Source organism: Streptomyces purpureus (assembly GCF_014648195.1).
Lineage (GTDB): Bacteria > Actinomycetota > Actinomycetes > Streptomycetales > Streptomycetaceae > Streptomyces > Streptomyces purpureus.
In genome coordinates this window covers 159,295-176,971 of record NZ_BMQQ01000008.1, presented here as the reverse complement: position 1 = coordinate 176,971, position 17,677 = coordinate 159,295, and the positions used below count along the sequence as shown (strand labels likewise).

The 17,677-nt window shown below is 67.9% G+C and carries 14 protein-coding genes and 1 tRNA gene; 6 read left to right on the top strand and 9 right to left on the bottom strand.

Translation table 11 applies throughout. The features are described from left to right. From IEZ01_RS13290 to IEZ01_RS13270, 5 genes are all read left to right on the top strand, one after another. Complete coding sequence (locus IEZ01_RS13290; protein WP_189201819.1) at window positions 1-717, top strand: hypothetical protein; 717 nt, start codon at window positions 1-3, stop codon at window positions 715-717. 168 nt (window positions 718-885) lie between these two features. Continuing rightward, on the top strand, window positions 886-2,331 hold the full coding sequence (locus tag IEZ01_RS13285) for a hypothetical protein (RefSeq protein WP_019888716.1): 1,446 nt from the start codon (window positions 886-888) through the stop codon (window positions 2,329-2,331). A gap of 77 nt (window positions 2,332-2,408) precedes the next feature. Continuing rightward, the gene (locus tag IEZ01_RS13280) at window positions 2,409-3,338 is read left to right on the top strand and encodes a peptidoglycan-binding protein (RefSeq protein ID WP_189201817.1); all 930 of its coding nucleotides are present in this window, start codon (window positions 2,409-2,411) and stop codon (window positions 3,336-3,338) included. Between the two features lie 10 nt (window positions 3,339-3,348). Next, complete coding sequence (locus IEZ01_RS13275; RefSeq protein ID WP_019888714.1) at window positions 3,349-3,603, top strand: hypothetical protein; 255 nt, start codon at window positions 3,349-3,351, stop codon at window positions 3,601-3,603. Continuing rightward, window positions 3,590-3,853, top strand: a complete 264-nt coding sequence (locus IEZ01_RS13270) for a hypothetical protein (RefSeq protein WP_019888713.1) — start codon at window positions 3,590-3,592, stop codon at window positions 3,851-3,853. Before IEZ01_RS13275 ends, IEZ01_RS13270 begins: the two co-directional genes overlap by 14 nt. 62 nt (window positions 3,854-3,915) lie before the next feature. Here IEZ01_RS13270 and IEZ01_RS13265 read toward each other — a convergent pair whose 3' ends face one another. The 9 genes from IEZ01_RS13265 to IEZ01_RS13225 all read right to left on the bottom strand — a co-directional run bounded on the left by IEZ01_RS13265 (window position 3,916) and on the right by IEZ01_RS13225 (window position 16,157). Beyond that, the gene (locus tag IEZ01_RS13265) at window positions 3,916-7,815 is read right to left on the bottom strand and encodes a DNA-directed RNA polymerase subunit beta' (protein WP_019888711.1); all 3,900 of its coding nucleotides are present in this window, start codon (window positions 7,813-7,815) and stop codon (window positions 3,916-3,918) included. A 97-nt stretch (window positions 7,816-7,912) separates the two neighbouring features. Continuing rightward, complete coding sequence (gene rpoB, locus IEZ01_RS13260) at window positions 7,913-11,395, bottom strand: DNA-directed RNA polymerase subunit beta (RefSeq protein ID WP_189201815.1); 3,483 nt, start codon at window positions 11,393-11,395, stop codon at window positions 7,913-7,915. A 543-nt stretch (window positions 11,396-11,938) separates the two neighbouring features. Continuing rightward, the gene (rplL, locus tag IEZ01_RS13255; protein WP_019888709.1) at window positions 11,939-12,322 is read right to left on the bottom strand and encodes a 50S ribosomal protein L7/L12; all 384 of its coding nucleotides are present in this window, start codon (window positions 12,320-12,322) and stop codon (window positions 11,939-11,941) included. A gap of 116 nt (window positions 12,323-12,438) precedes the next feature. Next, a complete protein-coding gene (rplJ, locus tag IEZ01_RS13250) occupies window positions 12,439-12,969 on the bottom strand; it encodes a 50S ribosomal protein L10 (RefSeq protein WP_019888708.1) in 531 nt (176 codons plus the stop codon). A gap of 369 nt (window positions 12,970-13,338) precedes the next feature. Next, window positions 13,339-14,067, bottom strand: coding sequence for a 50S ribosomal protein L1 (rplA, locus tag IEZ01_RS13245; protein WP_019888707.1), 729 nt, complete (start codon window positions 14,065-14,067; stop codon window positions 13,339-13,341). 78 nt (window positions 14,068-14,145) lie between these two features. Beyond that, window positions 14,146-14,580: a 50S ribosomal protein L11 gene (gene rplK / locus IEZ01_RS13240; RefSeq protein ID WP_019888706.1), complete on the bottom strand. Its 435-nt coding sequence runs from the start codon at window positions 14,578-14,580 to the stop codon at window positions 14,146-14,148. Window positions 14,581-14,739: 159 nt separating this feature from the next. Further along, on the bottom strand, window positions 14,740-15,612 hold the full coding sequence (nusG, locus tag IEZ01_RS13235) for a transcription termination/antitermination protein NusG (RefSeq protein WP_189201813.1): 873 nt from the start codon (window positions 15,610-15,612) through the stop codon (window positions 14,740-14,742). Window positions 15,613-15,690: 78 nt separating this feature from the next. Next, a complete protein-coding gene (gene secE, locus IEZ01_RS13230) occupies window positions 15,691-15,978 on the bottom strand; it encodes a preprotein translocase subunit SecE (RefSeq protein WP_019888703.1) in 288 nt (95 codons plus the stop codon). Window positions 15,979-16,084: 106 nt separating this feature from the next. Further along, window positions 16,085-16,157: transfer RNA gene (locus IEZ01_RS13225), tRNA-Trp, on the bottom strand. Between the two features lie 181 nt (window positions 16,158-16,338). On the opposite strand from IEZ01_RS13225, the gene IEZ01_RS13220 reads away from it, so the two are divergent. Continuing rightward, a complete protein-coding gene (locus tag IEZ01_RS13220; protein WP_019888701.1) occupies window positions 16,339-17,565 on the top strand; it encodes a pyridoxal phosphate-dependent aminotransferase in 1,227 nt (408 codons plus the stop codon). Window positions 17,566-17,677 lie beyond the last annotated feature (112 nt).

The window sequence follows — 17,677 nt, the reverse complement described above, 5'->3', positions numbered from 1 at the left end:
TTGGCGATCATCCCCACCGATCTGCTGGACCGCATCCGCACCCTGGAACGGCAGATCCGGGAGCTGATGGGCAGCGCCAACACCACACCGGCCCTCAACCAGATCAATGACGGCGAGGTCGTCATCGGTGACGGCGGCCGGCTGCGGGTCCGTACCGCCGACGGCGAGGACCTGATCCACATGGGCCGGGTCCAGCCCGACCGCGGCCCGGAAAAGCCGCAGCAGGGCCTGATGATCCGCCGGGACGACGGCTCGCTCGCCCTGACCGTGCGGACCACCGCCCCCGACCAACTGGAGACCCAGCCGGTGCAGATCTTCGACCGGCGGGGCAACGTCGTCGTCGCCGACGACGCGGCCCAGCGCGGGCTCGCCCGGCCGTACATCCCCTATCCGCTGCCCCGGCCGGTCGACCAGACCCGCTGGGAGTCCACCGGCAACACCGACTGGACCACGCTCTACAGCGGCCCGGCCATCTCCCAGCACCCGCGGCTGTACGCCCGGATCGCGGTCCAGGGCAGCGTCGGCGCCGAGGTCCGCCTCCTCGTCGACGGTGTCCAGGTGGGGCCCGTGGGCGGTCCCGGCGCGGATCTTGAGTTCAGGGAGGCACTGGCGGCCGGCTTCAGCGCGACGGTCACCTTCGAGGTCCAGGCGAAGGTCGCGGTGGCGGGCGACACGGTCCGCTGCCGCCCGCTCGCGCTGTACGGCGTCCAGTCCTGATCCGGGGTCCCGCCCCGCGGACCGCACCGCCCCTCGCCCGGCCACGCACCCGCGTGGCCGGGCACCCCGCCGGACCGAGGCCCGGTCCGCCGGGGCGGGACCCGTCCCCCTTCAGCCCGCGCCGCCGTCGGCCAGGCACCGCACCCGAACCTGTGAAGGAGACCCTCCGTGCTCCCCCCGTCCATTCCCACCGTCCGTGTCAGCGCCCGTTACCTGACCCCGGACGGCACCCCCATGAGCGGATCCGTCGAGTTCCGCCCGCCGTCCCTGCTCACCCACTCCACCGCCGACGTCTTCGTCGGCGGCCCGACCGTCGCCCGGCTCGACGGGGAGGGCCGCATCAGCGTGGTGCTGCCTGCCACCGATGCCCCCGGCTGGAACCCGGTCGACTGGACGTACCAGGTGACCGAGAAGCTCGGCGGCCTCGGCCGCATCCGGTCGTACCAGATCGCCCTGCCGGCCGCCCAGGCGACGGTCGACCTGGCCGACTCGGCCCCCGCCGACCCCAACACCCCGCACTACGTCGCCGTCCCCGGTCCACCCGGGCCCGCCGGCCAGATGGGCCCGGCCGGTCCGGCCGGTCCGGTCCGGTCCGTCAACGGACGTACGACCCCTGACATCACCCTCTCCGCCACCGACGTCTCGGCCGTCGCCGCGAACCAGGTCGGCGTCGCGGGCGGTGTCGCGGCCCTCGGCCCCGACGGCAAGGTGCCGGCAGCGCAGCTGCCGGCCACCGGCGGCGCGGTCGCCTCGGTCAACGGGCACACCGGCGTGGTCAACCTCACCGCGGCGGAGCTCGGCGCGCTGACCCCGGCCGCCGGTGACCTGCGCTACCTGGGCATCAACGCGGCCCCGGTCAAGACCGTCAACGGCCAGGCGGGCACGGTCCAGCTGACCGCCGCCGACGTCTCCGCGGTCGCGGCCGACGCCGCGGTGCTGCTCACCGGCGACCAGACGGTGAACGGCGCCAAGACGTTCGCCACACCGCCCTCGACCGCCGCGAACCCGGCGACCGCGAACCAGCTGGCCCGGCGCGGCTACGTCGACTCCGTCTCCGCGGCCGGCACCTGGTCGCCCGCGTCGATGGGCTTCTCCGGGTGGGCCTTCGACCCGGCGGCCTCGTCCGCCAACTCCGTGCAGTACTGCATCAACGGCTGGGTCTATCTGATCGGCATCCCGCTGCACGCGGCCACCACCGTGAAGAACGTGGTCCTCTACGTGCCCGGGTACGTCGGCGGCACCCTCGCCGCCACCTCCTTCGCCGGTCTCTACACCAGCGCCGGTGTGAAGGTCGGCCAGACGGGGGCGCTGAACACCGCTCTCACCGCGACCGAGGGCAAGACGTTCGTCCTGCCGCTGACCGCCCAGTACAACGCCGCTCCCGGTAACTACTGGGTGGGTCTTGTGGTCAACGGGCCGAGCCCGAACTCCAACGGACCGGCGTTCATGCGCGGCGCCTCCATGGGCGAGACGCCCGGCGGCAGCGCCCGTATGCCCGGCATGTTCATCCGCCACGGCCGCCTGCCCACCACCGGGCAGACCTCGCTGCCGGCGTCGTTCACCCCGTCGACGGTGGTCCCGGACTCCAACGCCATCTGGGCCGCGCTGTCCTGACCGTTCCCTCCAACGCACCACCGCCCCGTGCCGGCCGACCGGCACGGGGCGTTTTCGTTCTCCGAAAGGAGCCTGCTATGGCCACTCCCCTCACCGCCGACCAGATCGTCGCCGCGCTACGCGCCGAAGGTGTCACCGTCGTCGAACACCGCGAATGGCGCACCCACAACCGCAACCACGTCGGCGCCTGGGGCCCGGTCAACGGCGTGATGATCCACCACACCGTCTCCAGCGGCACCATGGCTTCGGTCGAGCTCTGCTACAACGGCTACACCGCGCTGCCCGGCCCGCTCTGCCACGGCGTCATCGACAAGGACGGCACCGTCTACCTCGTCGGCAACGGCCGCGCCAACCACGCGGGCGGCGGCGACCCGGACGTCCTCAAGGCCGTCATCGCCGAGAGCTACGGCGAGAAGCCGCCGGCCACCAACGAGCACCAGGGCAGCGCCGGCGCCGTCGACGGCAACACCCGCTTCTACGGCTTCGAGTGCGTCAACCAGGGAGACGGCGTCGACCCCTGGCCGGCCGCCCAGCTCGACGCCATCGAGCGGGCCTCGGCGGCGATCTGCCGCGCCCACGGCTGGGGCGCCAAGTCCGTCATCGGCCATCTGGAGTGGTCCGACCACAAGAGCGACCCGCGCGGCTTCACCATGCCCTCGATGCGCACCCGGATCGCCGAGCGCCTCGCCGCCGCCCCCACCCAGCACACCAAGACCACGCCGGCCGGCACCGCGCCGCAGGCCCGGGAAACCCCCCGCTACCAGCCGTTTCCCGGCCGCGACTTCGTCACCGGCGCCACCAGCTCCCCGGTGATCACCGCGATGGGCCGCCGGCTGGTCGCCGAGGGCTGCTCGGCGTACGACGTCGGGCCCGGCCCCCGCTGGACCGACGCCGACAGGCGCAGCTACGCCAAGTGGCAGCGCAAGCTCGGCTTCCGCGGCGCCGACGCCGACGGCATCCCCGGTCCTGCCTCCTGGAACGCCCTCAAGGTCCCGTACACCCGCTAAGGAGCCCGCCATGTCCGATGCCGCCAAGCGCACGGCCCGCACCATCCTCCAGACCGCGGTCGCCATCGCGGTCGTCCTGCCGGCCGTCGTCGACGCGTCCGGGATCCCGGCCAGCCTTCCCTGGGTCGCCGGGTCGCTCGCCGTCGCGGGCGCGCTGACCCGTGTGATGGCCCTGCCGGTGGTGCAGCGACTGCTGCCGTCCTGGCTCCGCAGCGAGGACCCGTCCGCCGCCACGTCCCCGGGAGCCGCGGATGACCGAGTCTGATCCGGGCGACCCGGTCACCGTCGCGCTGGAACTGGAACGGCTGCGCGGCACGCTGGAGGCCGGGTTCGCCCGGGTCGACGGCCAGCTCGCGCTGCTCGTGCAGCGCAGCGACCAGACCGACAAACAGCTCGCCGACCACGAGGTCCGCCTCGACGCCCTGGAGCGCTCGCGCTGGCCGCTGGCCAGCGTCACCGCGCTGGTGGCGAGCGCCGGCCTGATGGTCGCGCTCTGGCAGGCCGCCGGCCGCTGACACGCCGAAGGGCGGCCACCCCGGAACCGGGGTGACCGCCCTTCGGTCAAGCTACTGCTCGCTTACTGGTTGTACGGACCGTAGTCGTAGTCCTCCAGCGGAACGGCCTGGCCGGAGCCGGTGCCGAACGGCGAGTAGTCGATGTCGTCGTAGCCGACGGCCGAGTACATCGCGGCCTTGGCCTCCTCGGTCGGCTCGACCCGGATGTTGCGGTAGCGGGACAGACCCGTACCGGCCGGGATGAGCTTACCGATGATGACGTTCTCCTTGAGGCCGATGAGGCTGTCGGACTTGGCGTTGATCGCCGCATCCGTCAGGACTCGGGTCGTCTCCTGGAAGGAGGCGGCCGACAGCCAGGACTCCGTCGCCAGCGAGGCCTTGGTGATACCCATCAGCTGCGGACGGCCGGAGGCGGGGTGACCGCCCTCGGTGACCACACGACGGTTCTCGGTCTCGAACTTCGAGCGCTCGACGAGCTCGCCCGGCAGCAGCTCCGCGTCGCCGGACTCGATGATCGTCACACGGCGCAGCATCTGCCGGATGATGATCTCGATGTGCTTGTCGTGGATCGACACACCCTGCGAGTTGTAGACCTTCTGGACCTCGCCGACCAGGTGGACCTGGACGGCCCGCTGGCCGAGGATGCGCAGCACGTCGTGCGGGTTGGTGGCACCCACGGTGAGCTTCTGGCCCACCTCGACGTGGTCGCCCTCGCCCACCAGCAGACGGGCACGCTTCGAGATCGGGTACGCCGTCTCGTCGGTGCCGTCGTCCGGGGTGACGACGATCTTCTTGGTCTTCTCGGTCTCCTCGATCCGGATGCGGCCGGCCGCCTCCGAGATCGGGGCGACACCCTTGGGCGTACGAGCCTCGAAGAGCTCGACGACACGGGGCAGACCCTGGGTGATGTCGTCACCGGCCACACCACCGGTGTGGAAGGTACGCATCGTCAGCTGGGTACCGGGCTCACCGATGGACTGGGCGGCGATGATGCCGACCGCCTCACCGATGTCGACCAGCTTGCCGGTGGCCAGCGAGCGGCCGTAGCAGAAGGCACAGGTGCCGACGGCCGACTCACAGGTCAGGACCGAGCGGGTCTTGACCTCCTCGACACCGGCCTGGACCAGCGCGTCGATGAGCACGTCGCCGAGGTCCACGTTGGCCGGGGCGATGACCTTGCCGTCGATGACGACGTCCTCGGCCAGCATCCGGGCGTAGACGGAGGTCTCGACGTCCTCGGTCTTGCGCAGGACACCGTCCTCGCCCTTGACCGCGATCTTCAGCTTCAGACCGCGCTCGGTGCCACAGTCCTCCTCGCGGATGATCACGTCCTGCGAGACGTCCACCAGACGACGGGTCAGGTAACCCGAGTCGGCGGTACGCAGGGCGGTGTCGGCGAGACCCTTACGGGCACCGTGGGTCGAGATGAAGTACTCGAGCACGGAGAGGCCCTCACGGAACGAGGCCTTGATCGGACGCGGGATGGTCTCGTTCTTCGCGTTCGACACCAGACCACGCATACCGGCGATCTGCCGCATCTGCATCATGTTTCCTCGGGCACCCGAGTCAACCATCATGAAGATGGGGTTGGTCTTGGGGAAGTTCGCGTTCATCGCCTCGGCGACCTCGTTGGTCGCCTTGGTCCAGATCGCGATGAGCTCCTGCGTGCGCTCTTCCTTGGTGATCAGACCGCGCTCGTACTGCTTCTGGACCTTCTCGTCCTGAGCCTCGTAGCCGGCGACGATCTCCTTCTTCGCCTCGGGAACGACGACGTCGGAGATGGCCACGGTGACACCGGAACGGGTCGCCCAGTAGAAGCCCGCCGCCTTCAGGTTGTCGAGCGTCGCCGCCACGATGACCTTGGGGTAGCGCTCGGCGAGGTCGTTGACGATCTCGGAGAGCTGCTTCTTGCCGACGGAGTAGTCGACGAACGGGTAGTCCTCGGGCAGCAGCTCGTTGAAGAGCGCGCGGCCCAGAGTCGTCCGCAGACGGAACGAGTCACCCTGCTGCCACTCCGGCTCACCCTCCTCGGCGACCGGGGGAACCCAGCCGCGCGGCGGGACGGTGCCGATCGGGAAGCGGATGTCGACCTTCGCCTGGAGCGAGAGCTCGCGGGCGTCGAAGGCCATGATCGCCTCGGCGGTGGAGCCGAAGGACCGGCCCTCGCCCTTGACCTCGCGCTCCTCCTCGTCCGTGGTGAGGAAGAAGAGGCCCAGCACCATGTCCTGGGTCGGCATGGTGACGGGACGGCCGTCGGCCGGCTTGAGGATGTTGTTCGAGGACAGCATCAGGATGCGGGCCTCGGCCTGCGCCTCCGCGGAGAGCGGCAGGTGGACGGCCATCTGGTCACCGTCGAAGTCCGCGTTGAACGCGGTGCAGACGAGCGGGTGGATCTGGATGGCCTTGCCCTCGACCAGCTGCGGCTCGAAGGCCTGGATGCCGAGGCGGTGCAGCGTGGGCGCACGGTTCAGCAGCACAGGGTGCTCGGCGATGACCTCTTCGAGGACGTCGTACACGACGGTGCGGCCGCGCTCGACCATGCGCTTGGCCGACTTGATGTTCTGCGCGTGGTTCAGGTCGACCAGGCGCTTCATCACGAACGGCTTGAAGAGCTCCAGCGCCATGGCCTTGGGCAGACCACACTGGTGCAGCTTCAGCTGCGGGCCGACGACGATGACGGAACGCGCCGAGTAGTCGACTCGCTTACCGAGCAGGTTCTGACGGAATCGACCCTGCTTGCCCTTCAGCATGTCGCTGAGGGACTTCAGCGGGCGGTTGCCGGGGCCCGTGACCGGGCGACCACGACGGCCGTTGTCGAACAGCGCGTCGACGGCCTCCTGCAGCATCCGCTTCTCGTTGTTCACGATGATCTCGGGGGCACCGAGGTCAAGGAGACGCTTGAGGCGGTTGTTGCGGTTGATCACACGGCGGTACAGGTCGTTCAGGTCGGAGGTCGCGAAGCGGCCACCGTCCAGCTGCACCATCGGACGCAGGTCCGGCGGGATGACCGGCACGCAGTCGAGCACCATGCCCTTGGGGCTGTTGCTGGTCTGCAGGAACGCGGAGACGACCTTCAGGCGCTTGAGCGCACGGGTCTTCTTCTGGCCCTTGCCGGTGCGGATGATCTCGCGGAGGCGCTCGGCCTCCTCGTTCAGGTCGAAGGACTCCAGGCGCTTCTGCAGCGCCGCGGCACCCATCGAACCGTCGAAGTACGTGCCGAAGCGGTCACGCAGCTCGCGGTAGAGGAGCTCGTCGCCCTCCAGGTCCTGGACCTTGAGGTTCTTGAAGCGGTTCCACACCTCGTCGAGACGGTCGATCTCGCGCTGCGCACGGTCACGCAGCTGCTTCATCTCACGCTCGGCGCCCTCGCGCACCTTGCGGCGCACGTCGGCCTTGGCACCCTCGGCCTCGAGCTCGGCCAGGTCGGTCTCGAGCTTCTTGGCACGGGCCTCGAGGTCGGCGTCGCGGCGGTTCTCGATCTGCTGACGCTCGACGGAGACGTGGGCCTCCAGCGACGGCAGGTCACGCGTACGGCGCTCGTCGTCGACGAACGTGATCATGTAAGCGGCGAAGTAGATGACCTTCTCGAGGTCCTTCGGCGCCAGGTCCAGCAGGTAGCCCAGGCGCGACGGGACGCCCTTGAAGTACCAGATGTGGGTGACGGGAGCGGCCAGCTCGATGTGGCCCATCCGCTCACGGCGCACCTTGGCGCGGGTGACCTCGACGCCACACCGCTCACAGATGATGCCCTTGAAGCGGACACGCTTGTACTTGCCGCAGTAGCACTCCCAGTCCCGGGTCGGACCGAAGATCTTCTCGCAGAAGAGTCCGTCCTTCTCGGGCTTCAGGGTGCGGTAGTTGATGGTCTCCGGCTTCTTGACCTCGCCGTGGGACCACTGTCGGATGTCGTCCGCGGTGGCCAGGCCGATCCGCAGCTCGTCGAAGAAGTTGACGTCGAGCACTATGCGTCAATCCCTCTCAGGGTTGAGTCTCAAATGGTCTGATGGGGGTCCCGGGGTCGGCGGGGGGCTCGTTGCCAAGCCCCCCACCGGACTCCCGTCAGACCTCTTCGACGCTGCTCGGCTCGCGCCGGGACAGGTCGATACCGAGCTCCTCCGCTGCGCGGAAGACGTCCTCGTCGGTGTCGCGCATCTCGATGGACATGCCGTCCGAGGACAGCACCTCCACGTTGAGGCACAGGGACTGCATCTCCTTGATGAGCACCTTGAAGGACTCGGGGATGCCGGGCTCAGGGATGTTCTCGCCCTTGACGATGGCCTCGTAGACCTTCACGCGGCCGGTGACGTCGTCGGACTTGATGGTCAGCAGCTCCTGGAGGGCGTATGCGGCGCCGTAAGCCTCGAGCGCCCACACCTCCATCTCACCGAAGCGCTGGCCACCGAACTGGGCCTTACCACCCAGCGGCTGCTGGGTGATCATCGAGTACGGACCGGTCGACCGGGCGTGCAGCTTGTCGTCGACCAGGTGGTGGAGCTTGAGGATGTACATGTACCCGACCGAGATCGGGTCCGGGAACGGTTCGCCGGAGCGGCCGTCGAACAGGCGCGCCTTGCCGGACGGGAGCACCATGCGCTCGCCGTCGCGGTTCGGGATGGTGTGCTGGAGCAGACCCGCCAGCTCGTCCTCACGCGCACCGTCGAAGACCGGGGTCGCGACGTTGGTGCCGGGGGCGACCTGGTCGGCGCCGATGACCTGCAGGCGCTGGGCCCACTCGTCGGCGAGGCCGGAGACGTCCCAGCCGCGGCTGGCGAGCCAGCCGAGGTGGATCTCCAGGACCTGTCCCGGGTTCATTCGGGACGGGACACCCAGCGGGTTGAGGATGATGTCGACCGGGGTGCCGTCCTCGAGGAACGGCATGTCCTCGATCGGGAGGATCTTGGAGATGACACCCTTGTTGCCGTGACGGCCGGCGAGCTTGTCACCGTCGGTGATCTTGCGCTTCTGAGCGACGTAGACGCGGACCAGCTGGTTCACGCCCGGGGGAAGCTCGTCGCCCTCCTCGCGGTCGAAGACGCGGACGCCGATGACCTTGCCGGTCTCGCCGTGCGGCACCTTCAGCGAGGTGTCACGGACCTCACGGGCCTTCTCACCGAAGATCGCGCGGAGCAGGCGCTCCTCCGGGGTCAGCTCGGTCTCGCCCTTGGGCGTGACCTTGCCGACCAGGATGTCGCCGGCGACGACCTCGGCACCGATCCGGATGATGCCGCGCTCGTCGAGGTCCGCGAGGACCTCCTCGGAGACGTTCGGGATGTCCCGGGTGATCTCCTCGGGGCCGAGCTTGGTGTCACGGGCGTCGGCCTCGTGCTCCTCGATGTGGATCGAGGAGAGGACGTCGTCCTGCACGAGGCGCTGCGACAGGATGATCGCGTCCTCGTAGTTGTGACCCTCCCACGGCATGAACGCCACAAGCAGGTTCTTGCCGAGCGCCATCTCACCGTTCTCGGTGGCCGGACCGTCGGCGAGGACCTGGCCCTCGATGACCCGGTCGCCCTCGGAGACGACGACCTTCTGGTTGACCGAGGTGCCCTGGTTCGAGCGGGAGAACTTCGCGACGCGGTACGTGGTGTACGTGCCGTCGTCGTTGGCGACGGTGATGTAGTCGGCCGAAACCTCCTGGATCACACCGTCCTTCTCGGCCTTGATCACGTCACCGGCGTCGGTGGCACAGCGGTACTCCATGCCCGTACCGACGAGCGGGGCCTCCGACTTAATCAGCGGCACCGCCTGACGCATCATGTTCGCGCCCATGAGGGCACGGTTGGCGTCGTCGTGCTCGAGGAACGGGATCATGGCGGTCGCGACCGACACCATCTGGCGCGGCGAGACGTCCATGTAGTCCACGTCCGACGGGGAGACGTAGTCGACCTCGCCGCCACGGCGGCGGACCAGGACACGGGCCTCGGTGAACTGCATGTCGTCGCCCAGCGCGGCGTTGGCCTGCGCGATGACGAAGCGGTCCTCCTCGTCGGCGGTCAGGTAGTCGACCTCGTCGGTGACCTGGCCCTCGACGACCTTGCGGTACGGCGTCTCGACGAAGCCGAACGCGTTGACGCGGCCGTACGAGGCGAGCGAACCGATCAGACCGATGTTCGGGCCTTCGGGGGTCTCGATCGGGCACATACGTCCGTAGTGGGACGGGTGCACGTCTCGGACCTCGAAGCCGGCCCGCTCACGGGACAGACCACCGGGACCCAGCGCCGAGAGACGACGCTTGTGCGTCAGACCCGACAGCGGGTTGTTCTGGTCCATGAACTGCGACAGCTGGCTGGTGCCGAAGAACTCCTTGATGGAGGCGACGACCGGCCGGATGTTGATCAGGGTCTGCGGCGTGATCGCCTCGACGTCCTGGGTGGTCATGCGCTCACGCACGACGCGCTCCATACGAGCCAGACCCGTACGGACCTGGTTCTGGATGAGCTCGCCGACGTTACGCAGACGACGGTTGCCGAAGTGGTCGATGTCGTCGGTCTCGACGACGATCTGCGAACCGTTCTCGCCGACCGTCTCGGTCTCGCCCGCGTGGAGCTTCACCAGGTACTTGATGGTCGCGATGATGTCGTCGGTGGTGAGGACACCCGCGTCCAGCGGCTCGTCGGCGCCGAGCTTCTTGTTCACCTTGTAGCGGCCGACCTTCGCGAGGTCGTAGCGCTTGGGGTTGAAGTAGAGGTTCTCGAGCAGCGTCTGAGCGGCCTCGCGCGTCGGGGGCTCGCCCGGACGCAGCTTGCGGTAGATGTCGAGCAGCGCGTCGTCCTGGCCCTGGGTGTGGTCCTTCTCCAGGGTGGCGCGCATGGACTCGTACTCGCCGAACTCCTGCAGGATCTGCTCGGTGGTCCAGCCGAGCGCCTTGAGGAGGACGGTGACGGACTGCTTGCGCTTGCGGTCGATACGGACACCGACCATGTCGCGCTTGTCGATCTCCATCTCCAGCCAGGCACCCCGGGACGGGATGATCTTGGCGGAGAAGATGTCCTTGTCGGACGTCTTGTCGATGGAGGAGTCGAAGTAGACACCCGGCGAGCGGACAAGCTGCGACACGACGACACGCTCGGTGCCGTTGATGACGAAGGTGCCCTTGTTCGTCATGAGCGGGAAGTCGCCCATGAAGACCGTCTGGGACTTGATCTCGCCGGTCTCGTTGTTGGTGAACTCGGCGGTCACGAAGAGCGGGGCGCCGTACGTGAAGTCACGGTCCTTGCACTCGTCGATGGAGTTCTTCGGCGGCTCGAAGCGGTGGTCGCGGAAGGTCAGCGACATCGACCCGGAGAAGTCCTCGATCGGAGAGATCTCCTCGAAGATCTCCTCCAGACCGGACTTCCTGGGGACGTCCTGTCCCGACTCAAGAGCTGCCTCGACACGAGCCTTCCAGGCGGCGTTTCCGAGCAGCCAGTCAAAGCTCTCGGTCTGCAGCGCGAGGAGGTTCGGAACCTCGAGGGGCTCCTTGATCTTTGCAAAGGAGATGCGCAGCGGGGCGGTGCTGGCGCCGTTGTTCGTATTGGTCGAGGCGTTGCGCGAGGCGGCCAAGAGGGGGTCCTTCCGAGGGCTCGGACTCACTACGCGCGTACCGGTCCCTTGCGGGGCACGGAGACAAACGTTCCTGATTTTGATCAAAAGACCAGGTCAGGGCCGTTCGGCCAACGATGCTCTTGCGAGGGGATGCCCCTGGTGACGGGCAGGGGGCAGCTAACAGGCAGCGCAAAGGGTCAGTGTAGCCACTTGGCCCACTGATGTCCAGGGCGAGATCCTCAAGACCCTCGTTGTTCTCAACTCCGCGGTACCTCGCGCCGTGAGGCGCACATCGATACTGCCCGTTCGGTCGTCGATCCATGCCTCGGATACGGATCGTTGTGACGACGCGTCCTGAGAATTGCGCGCTGCGTGCGGTTCGTCAAGGCCCCCCGGCTGGCGGGGCGCACGGCGAAGATCACCATACTCCGCCCCGGAGCGGACGCAAGACAGCCACCGCCCGCGTCCCCGGATACGCCGAAGGGCGACCACCCGGATGGGTGATCGCCCCTGGCAAGCGCCTGTACGGCGCTCAGAAAGAGTCAGCGGACTCTCGAGGTGTTACTTGACCTCGACGGAGGCGCCGGCGCCCTCGAGGGCCTCCTTGGCCTTGTCCGCGGCGTCCTTCGCGACCTTCTCGAGGACCGGCTTCGGGGTGCCGTCGACGAGGTCCTTGGCCTCCTTCAGACCCAGGGAGGTCAGCTCACGCACGACCTTGATGACCTGGATCTTCTTGTCGCCGGCGCCGGTGAGGATGACGTCGAACTCGTCCTTCTCCTCCTCGACCGGGGCGGCCGGGCCACCCTGGGCCGGGCCCGCAACGGCGACGGCCGCGGCGGCGGTGACGTCGAACTTCTCCTCGAACGCCTTCACGAACTCGGAGAGCTCGATGAGGGTCATCTCCTCGAACTGCGCGAGCAGGTCTTCCTGAGTGAGCTTCGCCATGATGGGCGATCCTTCCACTAATTCGGCAGGTGCCGGATGTACATGTAAGGCGGGCGTACGTTCGGCCCGCTGCGACCCGCGCCGCCTAGGCGGCGCTGATCATTGCGCGAGCCGAATTACTCGGCACCGCCCTGCTCGGCGAGCTTGACGCGAAGCGCCTCCGCGGTGCGGACGAACTTCGACGGCAGCGCCTGGAAGAGCGAGGCAGTCTGGGACTGCTTGCCCTTGAAGGCACCGGCCAGCTTGCTGAGCAGAACCTCGCGGGACTCGAGGTCCGCAAGCTTCTTGATCTCGTCGGCGGACAGCGCCTTGCCGTCAAGGACACCGCCCTTGATGACGAGGTTGGGGTTGTCCTTGGCGAAGTCACGAAGACCCTTGGCCGACTCCACCGGGTCACCGGTGATGAAGGCAGCGCCCGTCGGACCGGTGAACTGGTCGTCGAGCGTGGTGATCCCGGCCTCGTTGGCCGCAATCTTGGTCAGCGTGTTCTTCACCACGGCGTACTGGGCGTTCTCACCGAGCGAACGGCGCAGCGTCTTGAGCTGGGCCACGGTGAGACCCCGGTACTCGGTCAGCACGACGGCGCTCGAGCTCTGGAACTTGTCCTTGAGCTCGGCTACCGCGGCAGCCTTGTCGGGCCTTGCCATAGAGCGTCGGCCTCCTTCCGGGTGATGAGGACCGCTCAGAAGGGGCTAACAAAACAAAACGCCCCGGGCGCAGGCGCACGGGGCTCAGCTCGACCGGACCATAAGATCCGGGAACTTTTCCACTGTCACCTGCGCGGGTCGTTCGCATCTCAGCGAATCCTTCGGCCACCGCACCCTTACGGGCACAGCAACGACCAGCGGTCTTTGGCTTCGAAGGAACTGTACGCGATGACGCCGATCCGAAGCAAATCGGACGAAGGCCCTGGTGGGAGCCCTGGCAATGGGCCGGAAGAAAAAGCACGACGGGCCCTCCGCGCCCCTGCAAGGGGGCGGAAGGCCCGTCGTGGCCACTCAGCGAGCCATGGAGGCTCAGACCGCGGCCGGGTCCTCCTCGACGAGGAGGTTACGGGTGCGGTTGGAGTCCAGCGGGATGCCGGGGCCCATCGTGGTGGTCAGGGTCGCCTTCTTGATGTAGCGGCCCTTCGCGGCGGACGGCTTCAGACGGAGGATCTCCTCCAGCGCGGCCGCGTAGTTCTCGACCAGCTTCGTGTCATCGAAGGAAACCTTGCCGATGATGAAGTGCAGGTTCGAGTGCTTGTCGACACGGAACTCGATCTTGCCGCCCTTGATGTCGTTGACAGCCTTGGCGACATCGGGGGTGACAGTGCCGGTCTTGGGGTTCGGCATCAGACCACGGGGACCGAGGACGCGGCCGAGGCGGCCGACCTTGCCCATGAGGTCCGGGGTGGCGACGACGGCGTCGAACTCGTTCAGGCGCTGGCCCTTGGAGATCTCGTCGATGAGCTCGTCGGAGCCGACGATGTCGGCGCCCGCGGCACGCGCGGCCTCGGCACGGTCACCGGTCGCGAAGACCAGGACCCGGGCGGTCTTACCGGTGCCGTGCGGAAGGTTCACGGTGCCACGGACCATCTGGTCCGCCTTGCGCGGGTCGACACCCAGACGGAAGGCGACCTCGACGGTGCCGTCGAACTTGGTGGCGGCGGTTTCCTTGGCGAGACGGACGGCCTCGAGGGGGGCGTAGTTGCGCTCCCGGTCGATCTTGGCGTCCGCGCCGCGGAGAGCCTTGCTGCGCTTCACTTCTTCTCCTGGTGGTTCAGGTGTGGAGTCGTGGTGCGGACCAGCGCTGGTCCTACCACAAGGTCACGAGGGGGGTGTTCAGCCCTCGACCGTGATGCCCATGGAACGGGCGGTGCCGGCGATGATCTTCGACGCGGCGTCCAGGTCGTTGGCGTTCAGGTCGGGCAGCTTGACCGTGGCGATCTCGCGGACCTGGTCGGCCGTGAGCTTGGCGACCTTGGTCTTGTGCGGCTCGCCGGAGCCCTTGTCCACACCAGCGGCCTTGAGGATCAGCTTGGCGGCCGGAGGAGTCTTGGTGACGAAGGTGAAGGAACGGTCCTCGTAGACCGTGATCTCCACCGGCACGACCATGCCACGCTGCGACTCGGTCGCGGCGTTGTAGGCCTTGCAGAACTCCATGATGTTGACGCCGTGCTGACCCAGCGCGGGGCCGACCGGCGGCGCCGGGTTGGCGGCGCCGGCGTTGATCTGGAGCTTGATAAGCCCCGTGACCTTCTTCTTCTTGGGAGGCATTGCTCTCTCCGGGTCCTAGTGAGAGTTTTCAGCCGGCCACCCGGTCATCCGGATGGAGGCATACCGCACAACGATAACGGGTATAGGTGCGCGGCTAAAAACCGAGCAGGTCAGAGCGGCTACGAGAGCCACTCTGACCTGCTCGGAAACCTGTGAGGGTCAGTTCTTCTGGATCTGGTCGAAGCTGAGCTCGACCGGGGTCTCGCGACCGAAGATCTCGACGAGGCCCTTGACCTTCTTCGAGTCGGCGTTGATCTCGTTGATCGTGGCCTGGAGGGTGGCGAAGGGGCCGTCGGTGACGGTGACCGAGTCGCCGACCTCGAAGTCCAGGACCTGGACCTCGACCTTGCGGGCCGGAGCCGGCTTGCCCTCGGCCTCGGCGGCCTCGCGGGCGGCCTTCTCCTCAGCCTCGGGGGCGAGCATCTTGACGATCTCGTCCAGGGTCAGCGGGTACGGGTCGTAGGCGTTGCCCACGAAGCCGGTGACGCCGGGGGTGTTGCGGACGACGCCCCAGGACTCGTTCGTCAGATCCATCCGGACGAGCACGTAGCCGGGCAGCTTGTTCTGCCGGACGTTCTTGCGCTCGCCGTTCTTGATCTGGACGATCTCTTCCTCGGGCACCTCGGCCTGGTAGATGAACTCCTCGACGTTCAGCGAGACGGCGCGCTGCTCCAGGTTGGCCTTCACGCGCTTCTCGTAGCCCGCGTAGGTGTGGATCACGTACCACTCGCCGGGCAGGCCGCGGAGCTCCTCGCGCAGGGCGGCGATGGGGTCGACGGGAGCGGGGGGCTCCTCCTCGGCCTCCTCGGCCTCTTCGGACTGCTCGTCGAGCTCGGCCTCGGCGTCCTCGTCGGAGTCGGCCTCGGGCTCGACGTCCTCGTCCTCGATGTGGAGCGCGGCCTCTTCGGCCGCCTCGCCCGCAGCGGCGTCAGCAGCTTCGGCCTGGTCCTCGTCGGCCGCCTCCACGATGTCGATCTGGTCCTCGATGGACTCGGCCGACTCGTTGGCGTCGTTCAGGTTCGGGTCAGACACGGTGGCTGCTTCTTCCTGCGATACAGATGGGGTGGAACATGCGAAAAGGGGCGCCCGCGGGGGCGCCCTCCGCGGGAATCAGCCGAAGACGGACTTGACTGCTTCCTGGAAGCCCAAGTCAATCACGGTCACGAGACCGATCATGATGACAACGAAGACAATCACTACGGTGGTGTAGGTCGTCAGCTGGCTACGAGTGGGCCAGACGACCTTGCGGAGCTCGGCGACGATCTGCCGGTAGAAGAGCGCGAGACGGCCCAGGGGGCCCTTCTTTCCGCGCTTACCGCCCTTGCGGGCCTTCTTCTTCGACTCCGGAGCTTCGTCCTCGGCATCAGGCATGTCGATGGAGCCTACGGCGTCCGTCACGATCTCTCACCTGATTCCGGGTCGTGGCCGTGCCGCGCCCGGGGTGGAGCCGCACGGCGGTGCAATGAAGTACGTACATGCGCACACAACCTGGCGGTGTGTGTAGCAGGGCCGGAGGGACTTGAACCCCCAACCGCTGGTTTTGGAGACCAGTGCTCTACCAATTGAGCTACGACCCTTTGCGGTGTCCCCCAACCTACCCCATCCGGAGATGTGGTCGGTGCGGGCCAACGACCAGTGAGTGTACGTGTTCAAGGCGCGAACGTCGAACAGATAGCACCGCTGACCGCCGATGTCCGTTCCTGTCCGCTCCTCGAAACCTGTGTGCCGGGTGGGAAGAGGGTCTGGGACGATGGCCGTATGAGCGCTGCTACCTCTCCCACCGAGCGCCGGGTCTCCGCCCGCATCGGCGCGATCTCCGAGTCCGCGACCCTCGCCGTCGACGCCAAGGCGAAGGCCCTCAAGGCCGCCGGCCGTCCGGTGATCGGCTTCGGCGCCGGCGAGCCCGACTTCCCGACCCCCGACTACATCGTCGAGGCCGCCGTCGAGGCCTGCCGCAACCCGAAGTTCCACCGCTACACGCCCGCCGGCGGTCTGCCCGAGCTGAAGAAGGCCATCGCCGAGAAGACACTTCGCGACTCCGGCTACGAGGTCGACCCGGCGCAGATCCTGGTGACCAACGGTGGCAAGCAGGCCATCTACGAGGCGTTCGCCGCGATCCTCGACCCGGGTGACGAGGTCATCGTCCCGGCCCCGTACTGGACGACGTACCCCGAGTCGATCCGCCTCGCGGGCGGTGTCCCGGTGGAGGTCGTCGCCGACGAGACGACCGGCTACCGCGTCTCGGTGGAGCAGCTGGAGGCGGCCCGTACGGAGAAGACCAAGGTCGTCCTCTTCGTCTCCCCGTCCAACCCGACCGGCGCGGTCTACAGCGAGGCCGACGCCCGCGCGATCGGCGAGTGGGCCGCCGAGCACGGCCTGTGGGTGCTGACCGACGAGATCTACGAGCACCTGGTCTACGGCGACGCGACCTTCGCCTCGCTTCCCCAGCTGGTGCCGGCACTCCGTGAGAAGTGCATCGTGGTCAACGGTGTCGCCAAGACGTACGCGATGACCGGCTGGCGCGTCGGGTGGATCATCGGCCCGAAGGACGTCGTGAAGGCCGCGACCAACCTCCAGTCGCACGCCACCTCCAACGTCTCCAACGTGGCGCAGGTGGCCGCGCTGGCCGCCGTCTCCGGCGACCTGGACGCCGTCGCGGAGATGCGCAAGGCCTTCGACCGCCGCCGCCAGACGATCGTGAAGATGCTGAACGAGATCGACGGTGTGGTCTGCCCGACCCCCGAGGGCGCGTTCTACGTCTACCCGTCGGTGAAGGGCCTGCTCGGCAAGGAGATCCGCGGCAAGCGCCCGGCGACCTCGGTGGAGCTCGCGGCGCTCATCCTCGACGAGGTCGAGGTCGCGGTCGTCCCGGGCGAGGCCTTCGGCACGCCGGGCTACCTGCGTCTGTCGTACGCGCTGGGCGACGAGGACCTGGTGGAGGGCGTGTCCCGGATCCAGAAGCTGCTGGCCGAGGCGCGCGACTGAGTACCTGCTGATTCGGTAGGTGGGGCCCCTGGTTCTCCGGAACCAGGGGCCCGTTCTTGCGTTCGGGCAAGGTCCCGATCGGGGAAAGGGGCTGTCGCACGCCGGACGGGTG